Source organism: Halobacillus massiliensis, from assembly GCF_900166625.1.
Classification (GTDB): Bacteria; Bacillota; Bacilli; order Bacillales; family Halobacillaceae; genus Halobacillus_A; species Halobacillus_A massiliensis.
Genome location: NZ_LT800499.1, coordinates 1 through 16,450 on the forward strand (window position 1 = coordinate 1; position 16,450 = coordinate 16,450).

The window sequence follows — 16,450 nt, forward strand, 5'->3', positions numbered from 1 at the left end:
GGGATCGGTTAGCTTCCTGCGCTCGACTTGCATGTATTAGGCACGCCGCCAGCGTTCGTCCTGAGCCAGGATCAAACTCTCCAAAAAGTAGTTTGACTTGCTCATTTGCACACCGAATGTGCTTCTTGAAAATTCGATCTATATAATATAGAAAGAAATGTTTTGACGTACTGGTTGGTTCGTTCAGTTTTCAAAGATCAAATATTGTTTTCGTTGTTCGCCTCAAATTGGCGACTTAATTAATATATCACGGTAGCTTGTTTAAGTCAACAACTTTTTTCGTGATATTTTTTTGCTGTGCCGCTTTCGTTATGGCGACAAGAAATAATATACCATGGGTAAAAAATGAATGCAATACTTTTCGTGTATTTTTTTGAAGTTTTTTATGAACAAATGAAAAGACCGAGCTCAGAGTGAGCCCAGCCTCTTAAAGCACCCATATATGAATCGCCACTAATGACAGGACACCGGGAATTCCTAAAACGGCAGATGCAATGGTAGTGAAGCCGTTGATTGGTATGTGAAGACCGAACTCGGAGCCAAATAAGTTGATGAAAAATAATAAAATGACGGCAATCGCTATTTTCATAAAAGCCTGTCCCATCCATTTAATCGGTGATGCCGGCATTCCTACGATTAATAATAAAGGAATCGCCAAAGCGAGTAAAAGAACTACAAGCACCGGATCCATAAAAAACCCCCTGTCCTAAAATAACTTCTCTTAATAGAAGGTTATGTTTAAGAACAGAGGGATAGTACCTTTATTATGATTTATTTAAGATAGTGCATTGAGTTTTCGATACCTGGCTTCTCTCAGCAGATAAAAATACTTAGCTTTAGCAAGGGATAAATCAAGCAATCCTTCTTCACTGGGCTCAATACTATGCTCGATAATATTCTCCAGTGTCTCCCAATCATGCTTCAGCTTTTTAATATCTGTTAAAATCTGCTGATCCAATTCTTTTTTCGGAGACTTTCTTTTTGTTAACACGGCCATCACCCTTTTTACAAGTCTCTCCGGCCTTCCAGGGCTTTCGATAGTGTTACTTCATCGGCATATTCCAAATCTCCGCCAACTGGAAGTCCATGAGCGATTCTCGTCATTCGGATTCCTGATGGCTTCACCAGGCGGGAAATGTACATGGCTGTCGCTTCCCCTTCAATATTCGGATTCGTCGCCAAAATCAGTTCTTCTACTTCTTCATCTTTTAATCGGTTAATTAAGCTTGATACGTTGATATCTTCTGGACCGATGCCGTCCATTGGAGAAATTGCTCCATGGAGAACATGATATTTACCGCTGAATTCTTTCATTTTCTCCATGGCGATTACATCCTTAGGGTCCTGGACGACACAAATTATACTCTGGTCGCGGGACTCATCCTGACAGATTGAACAAGGATCTGAGTCGGTGATGTTTCCGCAGTTCGAGCAGTGAGTCAGTTCCCGCTTGGCGTTGACGAGCGACCGGCCAAATTCTAATACATCATCCTCTTCCATCTCGAGGACGAAAAAAGCCAGGCGGACAGCTGTTTTAGGTCCGATCCCTGGCAGCTTAGTAAAACTATCAATCAGTTTTGATATTGGTTCTGGGTAATACATGGAAACTCCTCCTAGAACATTCCTCCAGGCATACCTTTCGTGAATTGTCCCATAGTATCATTTGTTTTGTCATCTACTTGTCGAATAACATCATTTGTAGCTGTTAAAATTAAATCCTGCAGCATTTCCACATCATCTGGATCTACCACTTCTTCATTAATTTCCACATCTGTAATTTCCTTTTTCCCGTTTGCGATTACTTTAACCATTCCGCCTCCGGCAGTGCCTTCAAACGTCATTTCATAAAGCTCTTCTTGAGCCTTCATCATTTTCTTTTGCATTTTCTGCATCTGTTTCATCATATTGTTCATGTTTCCTCCACCACGCATGGTAAGTTCCTCCTTTATTTAATCCTGAATTTCGATCAGGTCATCACCGGCCAGCTTTCGTGCTTCAGAGATCAGAGGATCTTCTTCTTTTTCCTCGCCTGCAGGTGAATCTCCTGTTTCATCTTTAGTATTTTTTTGTTTCTTAACATACTCTTCACGCAGCTCTTTCCACTTCTCATAAGGAATCGGAATGATCGCTAATGGTTTACCGATAAATTCCGCAAGCAGCGGTTCAATGGTCTGTTGATGTTCAAGCGCCAGAGAGCAGTGAATATCATAACGGAACGCTAAAATTAAAGCCTGGGATGACGCAGCACTCGGCTTACTGTTTAATAGTGTCGCATGTGCAGGAGCATTCGTCTGCTTCAGCCGCTCCATAAAATTCGGCCACTGGTTTTGCACCTGTACGAGATCATCCTTAGAAGCATCGTTTAATATATTGCGAATCCGTTCATATGGAACATTATAACCGTTTCGGCTGGATCTTGCAGGTGTGCGCTTCTGCTTCGGAGTCTCCTGAGCTGCTGTACCTTGTGATGCCGGCGGGTTTGCTTTTAGCTGAGCAAGCTCCTGTTCAAGTTGTGTCAGCTTATTCGACAGCTGCTGTACCGCTTCGCTATCGGCTCCCCCGGTTGAAGCAGGCGGGGTATCGACAATATTTAAAATAGCGATTTCTATAAAAACTTTAGGACTTGTCGTCCACTTCATTTCCTGCTGGCACTTGTTCAGTTCACGAATGGTCTGCTGAACCCACCCTGCATTCAGTTCCTGTGCCATACCCTTGAACATTTCATCAGGGATAGCACGCTCAAGATGATGCTCGAGGTCCGGAGCACTCTGATATAAGAGCAGATCACGCAGATAATAAATGAGGTCAAATACGAACCGCCCTGGGTCTTTCCCCTGCTGAATGAGTTCATCAACTGCGGATAGTGCGTTATTTATCTTTTTTTCATGTAAAGCCTGAATAATCTCAGCCAGTTTCGCCTGGGAAACAGATCCGGTAACGGCCAGGACATCCTCGTCGGTCACCTTGTCTTCACTGTATGAAATCGCCTGATCCAGAAGGCTTAACGCGTCACGCATTCCTCCTTCTGCAGACAAAGCAACAATCTCCAGGGCTTCACGGGCAACGTCTACACCTTCAGCTGCTATAATTTTCTCCATTCGGTCAACCATAGCCTGCTGGGTGATTCGTTTAAAATCAAATCGCTGGCATCGTGAAATAATAGTCAGCGGAATTTTATGCGGTTCTGTCGTTGCTAAAATAAAGATCACATGCTTAGGCGGCTCTTCTAATGTTTTTAACAGCGCATTAAAGGCGCCCATTGAAAGCATATGGACTTCATCGATAATATACACTTTATAAGAAACAGCACTAGGTGCATATTTCACTTTATCTCGAATTTCCCGTATTTGTTCCACACCATTATTAGAAGCCGCATCGATTTCGATCACATCGGAAATGCTGCCATCCTGAATTCCAAGACAAGCGGAACATTCGTTGCATGGCTCCTTAATGGGAGCCTTCTCACAGTTGACCGTCTTGGCGAAAATCTTCGCTGCGCTTGTTTTTCCAGTACCTCGCGGACCGGAAAACAAATAAGCATGTGAGAATTTGTCCTGTTCAATCGCATTCTGCAATGTACGGGTGATATGCGTCTGACCTACTACGTCTTCAAAGTTTTTCGGGCGCCAAACACGATAAAGTGCTTGATAGCTCATACATCCGCTCTCCCTTTTTAGTCTCGTATCTATTATAACCGAATCAAGGGGTCGTGGAAACCATGAGAAAGACTCTGTTCATTTACAAAATTCGACTCAGTCCTTTTATATTTGATACTTATTTCGACCCCTATAAAAAAGAACCGCTATGATAAAAATCATAACGGTTCTTACTCAACATATGTATGCCGTGCACCCACTGTCGATGGCTCGATCCCGAGCGTTACCCATGTTCATGGCTCGACCCAGGCACTCCCGCGGCACACGAGATGATCAGCTTACTGCTGCTTCCTTCCGGATCTGACAGGGTTCACTGGTTCCCGTTGCGCAGGACCTGAGTGTCAACACCCCTCTCATGGGGCAGGCCTCGAAATCGAACCACCTCGAGTGGGAATTAGGCCTCGCTGTAGCGGATTGCGAGTACAGGGCACCGCTAATTCCCCGCTTAGCACGGTATTTCTTAGTATAGCGAGTTTTACCGAAAATTGCAATCATAAAATTTATCACGCAATACACATTTATTTCTTTTTCTTCATTTTTCGCAGCTCTTTGAAAAAAGAAGTGAGCAAGGCACCGCATTCACTCTCCAGCACACCGGCTCTCACTTCGCACTGATGGTTAAATCTTTCCTCTTGAAGCAGATTCATCAAAGTTCCGGCACAGCCGGCTTTCGGATCAGCAGCTCCATACACGACCGTCGGAATCCGTGACTGCACGATCGCTCCTGCACACATTGGACAAGGTTCAAGCGTTACATACAAGGTACAGTCTTCCAATCTCCAGCTTCCAATCACCTGATTTGCTTTTTCAATCGCTATAAATTCAGCGTGGGATGAGGCAAGCTGAGAAGATTCCCGCAAGTTATATCCCCGGGCAATCACTTCATCATTATGTACAATCACAGCTCCAATAGGAACTTCTCCAAGTTCTTCAGCCTTTCCGGCTTCTGCGATCGCTAATTCCATATAGTATTGATCTTTTTCTTCCATAAAAAAACCTCCTCCCTTTTTTTATCAATTCCGTATAAATAAACTAAGACGCCTCATATATTCAATATAGTGAGGAAGGAGTGTCGTACATGCAGATACACGTAGTCCAGCAGGGGGAAACCGTTTATGCCATTGCAAACCTATATGAAGTGACGCCAAATAGCATTATTGAAGCAAACGAGCTTGAAACCCCTGGTCAGTTAGTTGTCGGCCAGGCGCTCGTCATTCCAATTGAAGGCCAGTTTTATTTTGTTCAGCCCGGTGACAGCTTATACGAAATCGCCCAAAGGTTCAATACAACAGTTGAACAGCTGATTCAGCTAAACCAGCTTCAGCCCGGGGCCATGCTGCCTGTTGGATACAGGCTTTATATTCCCCAGCAGCCAAAAACCAATATTACTTCAAACGCGTATATTGAGCCATTTGGCGGAGAGGTATCGGAAGCTTTGCGGACCGCTGCGGAAAGAAGAGCTCCATATTTAACATACCTGGCTCCTTTCAGCTACCGCATAACAACGGACGCTTCTCTGCAGGCACCTCCGCTGGATAATTTCAAAGCAATTGCCCAGGCGAACAGTGCAGCTTTAATGATGGTTGTTACCAACTTAACAGATGAAGGGTTCAGTGATGAACTCGGCCGTCAGATTCTAACAGATGAACAGTTCCAGAATACGCTGCTCGATAATATTGTCGCTACTGCAAAAGAAGTAGGGTTCCTTGATATCCACTTTGACCTGGAATTCCTGCCTTCAAACTTAAGGGAAAATTATAATCGGTTTTTAAGGAAAGCAAAACAGCGGCTGACAAATGAAGGACTGCTGTTATCTACAGCGCTTGCTCCAAAAACGAGCGGTGAGCAGGTGGGGCAATGGTATGAGGCGCATGATTATGCGGCCCATGGGGAAATTGTAGATTTTGTTGTCTTAATGACCTATGAATGGGGCTACAGCGGAGGTCCTGCTATGGCTGTTTCGCCCCTTGACCAAGTGCGGCGTGTTGTCGATTATGCCGTGACGGTCATTCCGCCTCAAAAGATAATGCTCGGTCAGAATTTATATGGCTACGACTGGACACTGCCTTTTGTGCAGGGAGGCGAGTTTGCAAGAGCCATCAGCCCACAGCAAGCCATTCAGATCGCCAGGGAAAATAATGTGGCAATATCTTATGACGAGAAAGCTCAAGCCCCGTTTTTCACCTATACAGATACAGAAGGAAAAGAACATGAAGTGTGGTTTGAAGATGCCCGCTCCATTCAGGCAAAATTTAATTTAATTAAAGAACTGAATTTAAAAGGCATCAGCTATTGGAAGCTCGGCCTTTCTTTCCCGCAGAATTGGCAGCTGTTAAACGCACTGTTTAATATTGAGAAAAACAGGTAGCCCTGTAAAGACGGCCTTTTAGAAGGCTGTCTTTTTTATTCAGGGATAAACCTGACTTCCCGTTCTAGAACCTCTGCATCCTGATAAGCAGACTTCAAGCCTTTACTTTCAATATCAGCTTTTGACACAACACGATAAGGAATGTGAACACTGAACTCGTGTTCAAACGGAAAAGGATGTAAAGATACATGTTTCTTATCCGCCCAGCGAGGCATAATTCCATCTGGTGCTATATCAAATGTCTGCCGAAAACCATCTTTAAACCATGAAATTTCATTTTCTTTATTAATTCCCGGCTCCTGCATACAAATATATAGCGATAAATCGTCACAGAACTGCAGCCTCTCAAAATGAAGCTGATAAATATCATGCGGAACTTCCATCTTCATTTTCTCCGACAGCTTACGGCAGCGCTCATTTTCTTCCTCCAGGAACTGAACAACTCTCGGATCCTCACTGTCTTTTGAAAAGAAAGATTGGTAATGGCTGCTGCACAGTATGCCTGCATAATACGAGCGGTCCGCTGTTTCCTGTATCCCACGCTGATAGGCCTTTAGTTTTTCGTTTACTGGATAATCAATAAACGAATACGGACGCTGCTTTTCTTCATTCCATATCGGCTCTTCATCTAAAGGGATCCAGGCCCGGTCATGCTGAGAAATGGCCCAATCTGCCTCTTCACGCAGTTTAGAACGAAGCAAAAACTTGTTCTTCCAGTGAAGTACGATCTCTCCAGAGACGAGAGCGTGATCGTGTTGTGCAATCATGATGAATTGGTTTTCCTGCTCGTTTACAATCATCCTTAACACCCCTGCAAAACATAGTTACTACATATAGTATAGTAGAAATTTCCTTCTTTCTCCATAAATAAAAAACAAAAAGCCGCCAAGGACACTGATCCTTAGCGGCTTGCTTCCTTATAGGCAAGGATAGATTTATTGACTTAGTAATTTTGCAGCTTCATTGTTAAACGCTGGAATATCATCAGGCTGGCGGCTGGTAACAAGCTGATCACCACAAACGACCACTTCCTGATCTTTAAAGTTAACCCCTGCATATTCCATATCAACAGCAATCGATTTGAATCCGGTAGCTGTTCTGCCTTCCAGTGTTTTTGCAGTAATGAGAAGCTGTGGTCCGTGGCAGATCGCAAATACGGGCTTCTTCTCATCCATAAAGTGCTTCGCAAATTTAACGAATTTTTCATCTCCGCGCAGCTGATCGGGAGAGAAACCTCCTGGAATAAATAAGGCATCAAAATCCTGTGGCTGCACATCATCTATGGACTTATCAATTGTTACAGTAGTCTGACCCTGCTTGCCTTTAACCTGTTTACCGGCTTCCCATTCAATCGTCGTAACCTGATGGCCCTGTGTAGAAAAAGCATCTACGGGCTGAGTATACTCCACATCTTCAAACATATCTGTCATAACACATGCAATCTTACTCATATCTGTACCACTCCTTGAATGAATTGTTTAATATCGTCACAGAGGTTATGTTCCCGTACATACCAAAATTAAACATTTCATTGCTGCGAGTAATCCTGCATCGAAAATGTTTGAAACGCAGCCTGTTCGTGATTTTTATATATCTCTTTTCCAGCAACCGTATTAATGATGTGGACATTTCGGTGGACAGATAAGCCTAAATTCGTCGCTCCTGCTCCATGTGAAGAAACGAGATTCGTTAATGTAAAAAAGCGATGATTGTGGGGCTCCTGAAAGACGAGCTCGTAATCACGAGTCACTTTGTACGATTTTTCCTCTTCCCAGATAATTTTTTCTTTAAAACGATCCATAAACCAATCCGGGATATTAGGCTTATAACCTGTCGCCAAAATAACTTTTTCCGTTTTATAGGTGTAGTTCATCTCTTCCTGCCACTGCTGGCAGTGAAGAAGGTAGTCATTTTCATTCTTTTCAATGGAGTTTACTTCAGTCATTGGATTAATGGTGACCCGGCTTGGCTTTCCGCCTGCTGTTTTATGATAGAGATTTTTATAAAGGCGGGTGAGAGTGTCAGGGTCAATTCCTTTTCGCAAAGCTCCAAGCGTCTCAAGGTTTTTCTGCCGGTGTTCAAAGCTTAAGGAATGATAATAATCGACATATTCCGGTGTAAAAAATTCCTGGGCAAACTTCGCCTGATCAAGCTGAAAAAGCCCTCCCGTCCTTGATAAAAGAGTAAGATGCATATCATTCCTTCTCTGCTCTTCCAGAAGATCGAGGAAGATTTCAAGTGCGCTCTGACCCGAACCTACTACGGTTACATGCCTGGCATCGAGAAGCTGCTCTCTTTCCTCCATATATCTGCTAGTATGGATCACATCGTCTTCAGGGAATCCTTCCATTCCATCCAGAATGAGAGGTTCACTCCCCGTCCCCATGACCACATGTTTTGCCCAGTGACTTTGCTTTTCATTCGTCTTTAAATTATCAGTCACAACCTCATACAATTCTTCATTTTCGTGGTCGATCACATCCACGACCCGGTGATTGAAATAAAGACCATCTATTTGGTCTGCTGCCCACTGCAGGTAATGATTGTACTCCTGTCGTGGAATTTTAAACTGCTGGTAAAAGAAAAAAGGAATCATTCGATTGTGCTCATATAAGTAATTCATAAATGTATAAGGGCTTTTCGGATCAGCAAAGGTAGCTAAGTCAGCCATAAAAGGAGTCTGCAGATCCATTTTTTCTATTAGCATTCCCGGATGCCAGTTGAATTCAGGGGTTTCGTCAAAAAATGCTCCGTTTAGTTCTGTCTGGTCCAATAAAGCGGCCAAGCCAAGATTATACGGCCCTATTCCGATACCGATCACATCATATACTTGTTTTGACACGTCTTTCACTTCCTTTGGTTCTGCTTCTCTTAGTATGTGCTAATTCTAGGATTTGTTCAGATGCTTTCCCCTAATAGTAGCACATAAGACCCAGCAACTCGGAGTATATGTTTCACGTGAAACGGTTGAATGTGCAGGCGAAAAAAATAAGACTGCCCGGTTATCCTCCCGGCAGCCTAATTTCCTTTATTATTCTTCTAGTGTTGAAGTATCTCCTGTTGGAAGACCAAGCTCCCACGACTTGAGAAGACGGCGCATAATCTTACCGCTTCGCGTCTTAGGAATCGTATCCCGGATCTCGATTTCACGCGGTGCGGCATGAGCACTCAACCCTTTTTTCACGAATTGGCGAATTTCTTCAAGCAGTTCATCAGACTCTGTGTAGCCTTCACGCAGCGTAATGAATGCCTTAATGATTTCTCCTCGCTCAGGGTCAGGCTTACCGATAACACCTGCTTCTCCGACAGCTTCATGTTCAATAAGCTTACTTTCAACTTCAAATGGCCCTACACGCTCACCAGATGTGTTGATCACATCATCCAGGCGGCCCTGGAACCAGAAATAGCCATCTTCATCTTTATAAGCGCTGTCCCCGGATACATACCAGCCATTAATAAAATAGCTTTCGTATTTACCTGGGTTGTTCCATACAGCTCTCATCATAGACGGCCATCCTTCTTTAATGGCAAGGTTCCCCATTTGATTAGCAGGAAGCTCATTGCCTTCGTTATCTACAATATCTGCTTCAATTCCAGGGAAAGGTTTACCCATGGAACCTGGGCGGATGTCAACAGATGGATAGTTACAGATTAGCATTCCGCCTGTTTCGGTCATCCACCATGTGTCATGAATTCTTAAGTCAAAGGCTTTAAGTCCCCATGTGACAACTTCAGGGTTCAGCGGCTCACCGACACTGAGAATATGTCTTAAGGAGGATAGATCATACTGTTTTGCTGCATCTTCCCCTGCACTCAGCATCTTCCTGAAAGCTGTCGGAGCTGAATACCATACGCTCACATTTTGATCAGCGATTGTGCCATACCAGTCATCCGGACTGAAGCGGCCGCCGCGGACGACGTTCGTTACTCCATTAAGCCAAGGGGCGAAAATCCCGTAGCTTGTACCGGTAACCCAACCTGGGTCAGCTGTACACCAATACACATCATCTTCTTTTAAGTCCAGCACCCACTTACCTGTCTGGTAGTGCTGAAGCATCGCATTATGAACATGATAAACACCTTTTGGTTTTCCAGTAGAGCCGGATGTATAGTGAAGCAGCATTCCATCTTCAAGATCCACCCACTCGATATCAAACTCTTCAGAAGCAAAAGCCATTTCTTCATCATAGCTGATATGCTTCCCAGGGTCAGAGGCTCCAACTAGAATAATTTTCTCCAGATTAGGAAGCTCATCCTGAGGCACCCTGTCTAATAAATCAGGTGTCGTAATCAGAACTTTCGCTTCACTGTCTTCCAGGCGGTCACGAACAGCCTGCTCCATAAAGGCTTCAAACAGCGGTCCTGCGATCGCGCCGGTTTTTAAGATTCCTAGAAAAGAAGCATAAAACTCCGGACTTCTATGCATAAATAAAAAGACACGGTCGCCTTTATTTACATCATGTTTCTTTAAAACGTTCGCAAACTGATTACTGCGTCGTTTCAGTTGATCAAACGTCAGCACTTCTTCACGATTAGGGGCTGTATAGATGAGGGCTGCCTGGTCCTTTTTCTCAGGGTTTTCTGCATGCTTATCCACGGCTTCATAAGCAATATTAATATTCCCTGTCTCGCTCCAGCTGAAGGACGACTTCACTTCATCCCACTTGAAATTTTTGTATGTTTCTTCGTAGTTTTCTAAGTTGTGTTTTCCCGCTCTTGCTGTGATTGGTTGCATATCCATTAAATCACCTCATCGAAGATTTTTGTAAACGGTTTCTAACACTCTCTGAAAACGACCCTGCTTTAAGCATGCTTTTGCAGAGCGATTCTCATTTTTTTCAAAAAATTTCGTGAATTACTTCCTATTTTAGTAGAAAACGCTTCATTTTTAAAGTAAAACAGCTATTTTTTTACAGAATTAGTTCTAATTCCACCTTCTTTCATTGACTTTTCTAAGCTCTACTCCCTATAATAAAAATGCTTAAACTTAAAGAGGTTCTTAGCAATAAACCCTCTATAAAAAACTAAGGCAAAAAGCGAAATGTCTTATCACCGCTTCCTTAGGAGGCGGTTTTTTTATTGCTGCCCATTCTTTCACAACAGGAGGTCTTCAAGTGCCAGGACGAAAAGATGAACAATTGACAGATTTGAGCCTGCTTGGGAATCAAAATAACGACTATTCTTTTGAATATGATCCAGCCGTTTTAGAAACCTTTGATAACCACCACCCCAATAGGGATTATTTTGTAAAATTTAACTGCCCGGAATTTACGACGTTATGTCCAAAGACCCGCCAGCCGGATTTTGCTACTATTTATATCAGCTATATTCCTGATGTTAAAATGGTAGAGAGTAAATCATTAAAGCTATACCTTTTCAGCTTCCGCAACCACGGGGATTTTCACGAAGACAGTGTCAATACGATTATGAATGACCTGATCGAGTTAATGGATCCTCGCTATATTGAAGTTTGGGGAAAATTCACCCCAAGAGGCGGTATTTCCATAGATCCTTATTGTAACTATGGAAAACACGGCACTACATTTGAAAAAATGGCGGATTATCGGATGATGAACCATGACTTATATCCAGAAACAATCAATAATCGCTAATATGTAAATCCCCTCCTTAAACACCAGGAGGGGATTTCTTTTTACTGCTTATCTTTTTTAAACTGCATGTAGACAGCTTGTGTTACTAAGAAATCTTCCATTCCATGTTTTCCATCCGTGCCGCCAAGTCCTGATTTACGCATACCGGCATGATAGCCTTGTACAGCTTCAAAATTCTCGCGGTTAACAAATGTTTCACCAAACTTAAGTTCATCGACGACGCGCATCGCTTCATTTAAGTCTTCAGTATAAACAGAGGAAGAAAGACCATATTCCGTATCATTACCTCTTTCAATCGCTTCATCAAGTGTTTTAAAAGTGGTTACCGGTACGACCGGGCCGAAAATTTCCTCCTGTATGATTGTTGAATCCTGCTCCACATCCGTAATGATTGTAGGTTTGAAGAAATAACCTTTCTCCACATCTGCACGTTCCCCGCCGGCAACGACAGTAGCTCCTTCACTCACAGCTTGTTTTACCATATTTTCTACTTCTTCAAGTCGATCCTTGCTGACTAGAGGACCGACATCAACCTCTTTGTCGTTATTAGGATCGCCTATTTTCACAGATTCAAATGATTCTTTCAAACGATTGATAAACTCATCCGCAATGCTTTCATGCACATATACCCTCTCCGCATTCGTACAGGCCTGTCCATTGTTCGCCAGACGGGAGGTCTTAATGCTTTCTACGGCTACATCTAAGTCGGCATTAGCCGTAACAATCGCCGGAGCTTTACCGCCAAGCTCTAAGTTTACTTTCGTAATGTTTTGAGCGGCTGCTTCCATTACTTTTGTCCCTGCAGTGACACTTCCTGTCATCGTAACCATCGCTACTTTTTTATGGGAAGCAAGTGCATTTCCAATTTCAGAACCAGTACCTGTCACCACGTTGTAAACACCTTTAGGCAGTTCATCCATTTCATCGATCAGTTTGGTAAATTCCATTGCTGTATTTGGTGTCTGCTGGCTTGGCTTTAATACAATTGTACAGCCTGTTACAAGGGCTGTTGCTACTTTTCTAGCCAGAATAAATACAGGGAAATTCCAAGGCACAATTCCGGCTACAACTCCAATTGGTTTCTTATGAATATAAATATGTTCATTCGGGCGATCGCTCGGCACGATATCTCCTTCAATACGGCGCGCCCACTCTGACATGTAACGGAAGAAATCAATGGCCAAATCCACTTCACCGCTGGCTAGTTCATAATCTTTCCCCTGTTCCTCCTGCAGCAGCTCAATGAATATTTCACGCTTTTCTTCCATTCGGTCTCCCAATTTACGGACAATCTTGCCTCTTTCAATATTTGGCGTGTGTTCCCAGCCTTTTTGCGCATCAAAAGCAGCCTGGACAGCACGGTCGACGTCTTCTTTTGTAGCTTTTGGCGTTTGTGAAATGACTTCTTCAGTCGATGGATTCACAATATCCAGCCACTCATCACCAGTTGAATCGGTATATTCACCGTTAATGTATAATTTATGAGTAATCATTGAAATTCCTCCTTGCATGATTTCCTACGCAGGACTAATTCCTCTTATTGCCGGTTATTAAACTAATGAACTCGCTGATTTCATAACTGTCGATAGTTCCGTTATAATAGGCGAGAAAGGAGGTCTTGTATGAAAAGTGAAAGTCGCATGTTCTATATACTTAGCGCTGTCGGGATCGCAAATATGATAGCTGCCTTTCTACTCTCCGTCACCGTCAACGACCCTATGGTGGCTGTCGTGCTGTTTACTTCTGGAGTTCTGTTAATTGTTGGAGGATGGGCAGACCGCAGGGAACGAAGGAAAAGGAAAAAAAAATAAAAAGCCTCTTCCTTAATGAAGAGACTTTTACCATTCCAATATATATCCTTTAACTTCTTTAGAATCCCCTTCTCCTGCCTTTTGCCGGGCTTGAAAATAAGGGTCTTCCTGATTTAGTTGATAAGTTACGGATTCCGGCTCTAAATAAAGCTTGTACTCTAGATCGGTCACTTTATTCAATGAAATTCCCGGCACGGTTTCCTGATTCTTCTCCTCATCAATTAATAAAATATCGATATTATCGTACCCGTAGCTTTTTAGTTTTTCTTTTAAATTCATAGTATCCCCTCCAAAAGTTTCCCATTGTTTAATCCTATACCCTCCTCATTTTTCAGCAAAACCAAAAAAAAAAGCGAGGAAAGCTCCCCCGCTTTTTAATAAAAGCCACCGCCTACGTAAGACGCACCAATGATAACCAGCAAAATGAACAAAACAACTAGTAAGGCGAAACCTCCGCCGTATCCTCCGCTCATCATCTAACCCCCTCTCATAACTTTCTTTACTACAATATGTAAGATTGAAACGAAAGGGAGGGCTATAGCGGAATTTTTTAATTTTTATGGAAGAAAAATTCTTTGCAAAGACAATGAGGCGAAATAAAGGGCTTGAGCAAAAAACAATACACCCCATATTAACGCAGGGATAAAACCGGTTAGTGCCGCCAGGTTCGCAGCGTCTCCCGCCTGCTGAGGAGAATAAAAGCTAATCCACATAATCTCAAAGGCACTGGTCACCGCTTCAATCAATACAAGTGAAGCAATAAACACAAGCATATATTGAATCAGTGTCTGATTGCCGGAGCGAAGCAGCCAGATAAACAAAGCTCCAAAAGTAATGATCCAAAATAAGCCATATCCGTTTCGCACCCAGAAAAGCAGATTTATAATTAAAAAGCCTAGCAAAAGATAAATCATCCAGCGATAGTTACCCTTTGAAATCAAATAAAAAAATAAGTAACTGACAAAAGAAGCGAATACATAGCCGGATATACTAGTTAAAAATTGACTGAACCAGGAAGAATGACCCGTCATCGTTACACCTGACGTATTAGGAAATAAAGAAATGTTTCTTACATGCCCACCGGTCATTAACGCCATAAGTGAATGACCTGTTTCATGAATCATTGTATTAACCATAGCGAAGTATTTTCCGATAATCGGTGCCTGAGTTAAAATAAAAGCCAAAATTAAGCTTACAATTATTTGTAATTTCATAAAAAGTCCTCACCTTGCATTTTTTAGATGGTTGACCTTTTCTATATACGAAACATCTCCTCTTATTGTTTCATTTTTCTAATGCTTCATAAAACCATTAATTACTTTGTTGAACTTTGAAGAATTTTGAAAATGGCCATTAAATTCCCCGCATATGTACCATTATTTCCGGGGAAATATTTACTGATTATTCTTAAAGCTTACTCCCCCATGTTAATAAGGGGTATAAGTCCTCCTTTTTTGGAAAGTATTGATAATAATTTATGAATTCGTTACCCTTATAGAAGACAGGCGGGCTGTGTGGAGGTGTCCTGTGTGAAGAAAATGTACATAATTAGATTTTTTCAATGGCTGGGGATTGCTTTTTCCATTGTAATGATCATCATCGGACTGATCATTGCCTATTTATTTGTAGCCGATATTCTTTATGAAGAGGAAGATAAGCCATTTGATGAACGTGAAGAAGCCGTTTATGAGGAGGGAAACCGGTGAATACCGTATGGAAATGGTCAATAAGCATTATTGTTATTATCCTCCTGCTAATAGGAGCGGCATTTTTTTCTTATATTAAAATTACGAGTGAAAAGAGCCAAGAAGCCAGCATGGAAGAGATTAAGGAAACCTTCAAACCCGCTTCAGAGGCTGCGGGAAATGATGAATCTATGAATTTCGAAGGCTCAGTCCAGGATTTTGTAAATGAAGCCCACAATTTTTATAACGAGACTGTGGGGTGGGGCCGTGATGGTTCCTTAGATGAGGACTTGCACCTGGAATTTGCTGACTTAATTCAGCGTTATTTCGACAGTCATTCGACAGACCCTATTCGGTCAGAAGATATTGCATCTATTAACGAATTAGCGGGCTCCCTATCAAAAAGTCCGGATTTTCGAAAGAAAGTTGTTCAACTTCACCGATACTTTCACGATTTGGATATCGCGGTCAATGACTATAAAGATTTCGATAAAATATGGGGTGTTACTAAAACGTTAGAAGACGAATAATCCCCTGCCTTTTTGGAGGCAGGGGATTTTTTATATAAACAGCAGAGTCATCTGCTGAGTAGTTATAGAAAGAGGGAGAAATGCAAATCATTTTTCTTTTTTCGAAGATTTTGTATATCCTTCCCTTCGATTGACGATTTCAAAAAGACCTGTGCCTGATAAGCCGGCACCTGCTCCCGCCCATAAACGCAGCATGAGTTCCATATCCGTCAGTGGGTAGGCTAAGGACCCGAGTACAAGCCCAGCCCCTAAACTGATCAATGGGACATAGTTTTTCGGCAGATCAATTGTCCGCTTTAAAACTTCTACCATCCCCACGACAAAAGGACTTAATAAGGTAGCAAACAGTAACACTTGGTTCATCAACTCATTCTCCACAGGAAACACCTCCCTGCTGCCTGAAAAAGTTGGACGAAATCCATTTCACTCTTTCTATAGTAATAGAATACGAAGCTAGTCTATGATGAGTGATGGCATATACCACGAGAAGGAAAAATTATTTCATATGTAAAAGAGCCGTTTAGATAGAAAGTCTATCCAAACGGCTCTTTAGTCATTAAACGCCCCCGGCAGGATTCGAACCTGCGACACACGGTTTAGGAAACCGATGCTCTATCCCCTGAGCTACGGGGGCACATGAATCATATTATACAAAAATTGGCGCTGAATGAAAAGAGATTTAACTGCAAAAATCCGAACCGAGCAGTTACTTCCTATCACTTCGTATGGTAAAATGGTATCTGTCTGTCAAAAGGAATCGAAATTTGTTTGTATTTGTAAGGAGGAGA

20 protein-coding genes, 1 tRNA gene, 1 rRNA gene, 1 other RNA gene and 1 riboswitch are annotated in these 16,450 nt (G+C 42.5%); of the genes, 5 read left to right on the forward strand and 18 right to left on the reverse strand.

Annotation, left to right across the window (positions count from 1 at the left end; translation table 11 throughout):
- The 8 genes from B7E06_RS00085 to tadA all read right to left on the reverse strand — a co-directional run.
- Positions 1 to 87: ribosomal RNA gene (locus B7E06_RS00085) — 16S ribosomal RNA — on the reverse strand; the annotation flags it as partial.
- Between the two features lie 340 nt (positions 88 to 427).
- Positions 428 to 691: a pro-sigmaK processing inhibitor BofA family protein gene (locus B7E06_RS00090; protein WP_082231930.1), complete on the reverse strand. Its 264-nt coding sequence runs from the start codon at positions 689 to 691 to the stop codon at positions 428 to 430.
- A gap of 84 nt (positions 692 to 775) precedes the next feature.
- On the reverse strand, positions 776 to 991 hold the full coding sequence (locus B7E06_RS00095) for a YaaL family protein (protein WP_082231931.1): 216 nt from the start codon (positions 989 to 991) through the stop codon (positions 776 to 778).
- A 14-nt stretch (positions 992 to 1,005) separates the two neighbouring features.
- Positions 1,006 to 1,602 carry a recombination mediator RecR gene (gene recR, locus B7E06_RS00100; RefSeq protein WP_082231932.1) on the reverse strand — a complete coding sequence of 199 codons (597 nt, stop codon included), beginning with the start codon at positions 1,600 to 1,602 and terminating at the stop codon, positions 1,006 to 1,008.
- A gap of 11 nt (positions 1,603 to 1,613) precedes the next feature.
- Positions 1,614 to 1,931 (reverse strand): YbaB/EbfC family nucleoid-associated protein, encoded by a 318-nt coding sequence (locus B7E06_RS00105; protein WP_082231933.1) that lies wholly within the window; start codon positions 1,929 to 1,931, stop codon positions 1,614 to 1,616.
- A gap of 18 nt (positions 1,932 to 1,949) precedes the next feature.
- Positions 1,950 to 3,656, reverse strand: coding sequence for a DNA polymerase III subunit gamma/tau (gene dnaX / locus B7E06_RS00110; RefSeq protein ID WP_082231934.1), 1,707 nt, complete (start codon positions 3,654 to 3,656; stop codon positions 1,950 to 1,952).
- Positions 3,657 to 3,844: 188 nt separating this feature from the next.
- An RNA gene (gene ffs, locus B7E06_RS00115) (signal recognition particle sRNA large type) lies at positions 3,845 to 4,110 on the reverse strand.
- A 64-nt stretch (positions 4,111 to 4,174) separates the two neighbouring features.
- Positions 4,175 to 4,645: a tRNA adenosine(34) deaminase TadA gene (gene tadA, locus B7E06_RS00120; protein ID WP_082231935.1), complete on the reverse strand. Its 471-nt coding sequence runs from the start codon at positions 4,643 to 4,645 to the stop codon at positions 4,175 to 4,177.
- Positions 4,646 to 4,734: 89 nt separating this feature from the next.
- Here tadA and B7E06_RS00125 point away from each other — a divergent pair, with 89 nt between their 5' ends.
- Entirely contained in the window at positions 4,735 to 6,024 is a 1,290-nt protein-coding gene (locus B7E06_RS00125; protein WP_082231936.1) for a glycoside hydrolase family 18 protein, read from the forward strand.
- Positions 6,025 to 6,059: 35 nt separating this feature from the next.
- Here the strand turns inward: B7E06_RS00125 and B7E06_RS00130 are convergent, their stop codons facing one another.
- From B7E06_RS00130 to acsA, 4 genes are all read right to left on the reverse strand, one after another.
- Positions 6,060 to 6,824 (reverse strand): DUF3891 family protein, encoded by a 765-nt coding sequence (locus B7E06_RS00130; RefSeq protein ID WP_082231937.1) that lies wholly within the window; start codon positions 6,822 to 6,824, stop codon positions 6,060 to 6,062.
- A 135-nt stretch (positions 6,825 to 6,959) separates the two neighbouring features.
- Entirely contained in the window at positions 6,960 to 7,475 is a 516-nt protein-coding gene (locus tag B7E06_RS00135; protein ID WP_082231938.1) for a type 1 glutamine amidotransferase domain-containing protein, read from the reverse strand.
- Between the two features lie 77 nt (positions 7,476 to 7,552).
- A complete protein-coding gene (locus B7E06_RS00140; RefSeq protein ID WP_082231939.1) occupies positions 7,553 to 8,866 on the reverse strand; it encodes a lysine N(6)-hydroxylase/L-ornithine N(5)-oxygenase family protein in 1,314 nt (437 codons plus the stop codon).
- A 189-nt stretch (positions 8,867 to 9,055) separates the two neighbouring features.
- Positions 9,056 to 10,765 carry an acetate--CoA ligase gene (acsA, locus tag B7E06_RS00145; RefSeq protein WP_082231940.1) on the reverse strand — a complete coding sequence of 570 codons (1,710 nt, stop codon included), beginning with the start codon at positions 10,763 to 10,765 and terminating at the stop codon, positions 9,056 to 9,058.
- A gap of 245 nt (positions 10,766 to 11,010) precedes the next feature.
- Positions 11,011 to 11,058: riboswitch (PreQ1 riboswitch) on the forward strand.
- Between the two features lie 80 nt (positions 11,059 to 11,138).
- On the opposite strand from acsA, the gene queF reads away from it, so the two are divergent.
- Complete coding sequence (gene queF / locus B7E06_RS00150) at positions 11,139 to 11,636, forward strand: preQ(1) synthase (protein ID WP_082231941.1); 498 nt, start codon at positions 11,139 to 11,141, stop codon at positions 11,634 to 11,636.
- Positions 11,637 to 11,677: 41 nt separating this feature from the next.
- Here queF and aldA read toward each other — a convergent pair whose 3' ends face one another.
- Positions 11,678 to 13,129, reverse strand: a complete 1,452-nt coding sequence (aldA, locus tag B7E06_RS00155; RefSeq protein ID WP_082231942.1) for an aldehyde dehydrogenase — start codon at positions 13,127 to 13,129, stop codon at positions 11,678 to 11,680.
- 129 nt (positions 13,130 to 13,258) lie between these two features.
- Between aldA and B7E06_RS00160 the strand changes: the two genes are divergently transcribed.
- The gene (locus B7E06_RS00160) at positions 13,259 to 13,447 is read left to right on the forward strand and encodes a hypothetical protein (RefSeq protein ID WP_082231943.1); all 189 of its coding nucleotides are present in this window, start codon (positions 13,259 to 13,261) and stop codon (positions 13,445 to 13,447) included.
- A 27-nt stretch (positions 13,448 to 13,474) separates the two neighbouring features.
- On the opposite strand, the gene B7E06_RS00165 is transcribed toward B7E06_RS00160, so the two are convergent.
- The 3 genes from B7E06_RS00165 to B7E06_RS00175 all read right to left on the reverse strand — a co-directional run bounded on the left by B7E06_RS00165 (position 13,475) and on the right by B7E06_RS00175 (position 14,661).
- Positions 13,475 to 13,726: a hypothetical protein gene (locus B7E06_RS00165; protein WP_082231944.1), complete on the reverse strand. Its 252-nt coding sequence runs from the start codon at positions 13,724 to 13,726 to the stop codon at positions 13,475 to 13,477.
- A 95-nt stretch (positions 13,727 to 13,821) separates the two neighbouring features.
- Positions 13,822 to 13,920, reverse strand: coding sequence for a YjcZ family sporulation protein (locus tag B7E06_RS00170; RefSeq protein WP_082231945.1), 99 nt, complete (start codon positions 13,918 to 13,920; stop codon positions 13,822 to 13,824).
- Between the two features lie 84 nt (positions 13,921 to 14,004).
- Positions 14,005 to 14,661 carry a M50 family metallopeptidase gene (locus B7E06_RS00175; RefSeq protein WP_082231946.1) on the reverse strand — a complete coding sequence of 219 codons (657 nt, stop codon included), beginning with the start codon at positions 14,659 to 14,661 and terminating at the stop codon, positions 14,005 to 14,007.
- A gap of 315 nt (positions 14,662 to 14,976) precedes the next feature.
- Between B7E06_RS00175 and B7E06_RS21635 the strand changes: the two genes are divergently transcribed.
- Positions 14,977 to 15,153: a hypothetical protein gene (locus B7E06_RS21635; protein WP_179133905.1), complete on the forward strand. Its 177-nt coding sequence runs from the start codon at positions 14,977 to 14,979 to the stop codon at positions 15,151 to 15,153.
- Entirely contained in the window at positions 15,150 to 15,662 is a 513-nt protein-coding gene (locus B7E06_RS00180) for a hypothetical protein (RefSeq protein ID WP_082231947.1), read from the forward strand. Before B7E06_RS21635 ends, B7E06_RS00180 begins: the two co-directional genes overlap by 4 nt.
- Before the next feature lie 87 nt (positions 15,663 to 15,749).
- Here B7E06_RS00180 and B7E06_RS00185 read toward each other — a convergent pair whose 3' ends face one another.
- Both B7E06_RS00185 and B7E06_RS00190 read right to left on the reverse strand, forming a co-directional pair.
- The gene (locus B7E06_RS00185; protein ID WP_425432172.1) at positions 15,750 to 16,040 is read right to left on the reverse strand and encodes a holin; all 291 of its coding nucleotides are present in this window, start codon (positions 16,038 to 16,040) and stop codon (positions 15,750 to 15,752) included.
- A gap of 183 nt (positions 16,041 to 16,223) precedes the next feature.
- Positions 16,224 to 16,296 (reverse strand) — tRNA-Arg (locus B7E06_RS00190).
- Positions 16,297 to 16,450 lie beyond the last annotated feature (154 nt).

Bases quoted from the DNA above. Each gene is read 5' to 3' on its own strand.
- B7E06_RS00090 (WP_082231930.1), bottom strand. From the start codon at position 691: ATGGATCCGGTGCTTGTAGTTCTTTTACTCGCTTTGGCGATTCCTTTA.
- recR (WP_082231932.1), bottom strand. From the start codon at position 1,602: ATGTATTACCCAGAACCAATATCAAAACTGATTGATAGTTTTACTAAG.
- B7E06_RS00105 (WP_082231933.1), bottom strand. From the start codon at position 1,931: ATGCGTGGTGGAGGAAACATGAACAATATGATGAAACAGATGCAGAAA.
- dnaX (WP_082231934.1), bottom strand. From the start codon at position 3,656: ATGAGCTATCAAGCACTTTATCGTGTTTGGCGCCCGAAAAACTTTGAA.
- tadA (WP_082231935.1), bottom strand. From the start codon at position 4,645: ATGGAAGAAAAAGATCAATACTATATGGAATTAGCGATCGCAGAAGCC.
- B7E06_RS00125 (WP_082231936.1), top strand. From the start codon at position 4,735: ATGCAGATACACGTAGTCCAGCAGGGGGAAACCGTTTATGCCATTGCA.
- B7E06_RS00130 (WP_082231937.1), bottom strand. From the start codon at position 6,824: ATGATTGTAAACGAGCAGGAAAACCAATTCATCATGATTGCACAACAC.
- B7E06_RS00135 (WP_082231938.1), bottom strand. From the start codon at position 7,475: ATGAGTAAGATTGCATGTGTTATGACAGATATGTTTGAAGATGTGGAG.
- acsA (WP_082231940.1), bottom strand. From the start codon at position 10,765: ATGGATATGCAACCAATCACAGCAAGAGCGGGAAAACACAACTTAGAA.
- aldA (WP_082231942.1), bottom strand. From the start codon at position 13,129: ATGATTACTCATAAATTATACATTAACGGTGAATATACCGATTCAACT.
- B7E06_RS00160 (WP_082231943.1), top strand. From the start codon at position 13,259: ATGAAAAGTGAAAGTCGCATGTTCTATATACTTAGCGCTGTCGGGATC.
- B7E06_RS00165 (WP_082231944.1), bottom strand. From the start codon at position 13,726: ATGAATTTAAAAGAAAAACTAAAAAGCTACGGGTACGATAATATCGAT.
- B7E06_RS00170 (WP_082231945.1), bottom strand. From the start codon at position 13,920: ATGAGCGGAGGATACGGCGGAGGTTTCGCCTTACTAGTTGTTTTGTTC.
- B7E06_RS00175 (WP_082231946.1), bottom strand. From the start codon at position 14,661: ATGAAATTACAAATAATTGTAAGCTTAATTTTGGCTTTTATTTTAACT.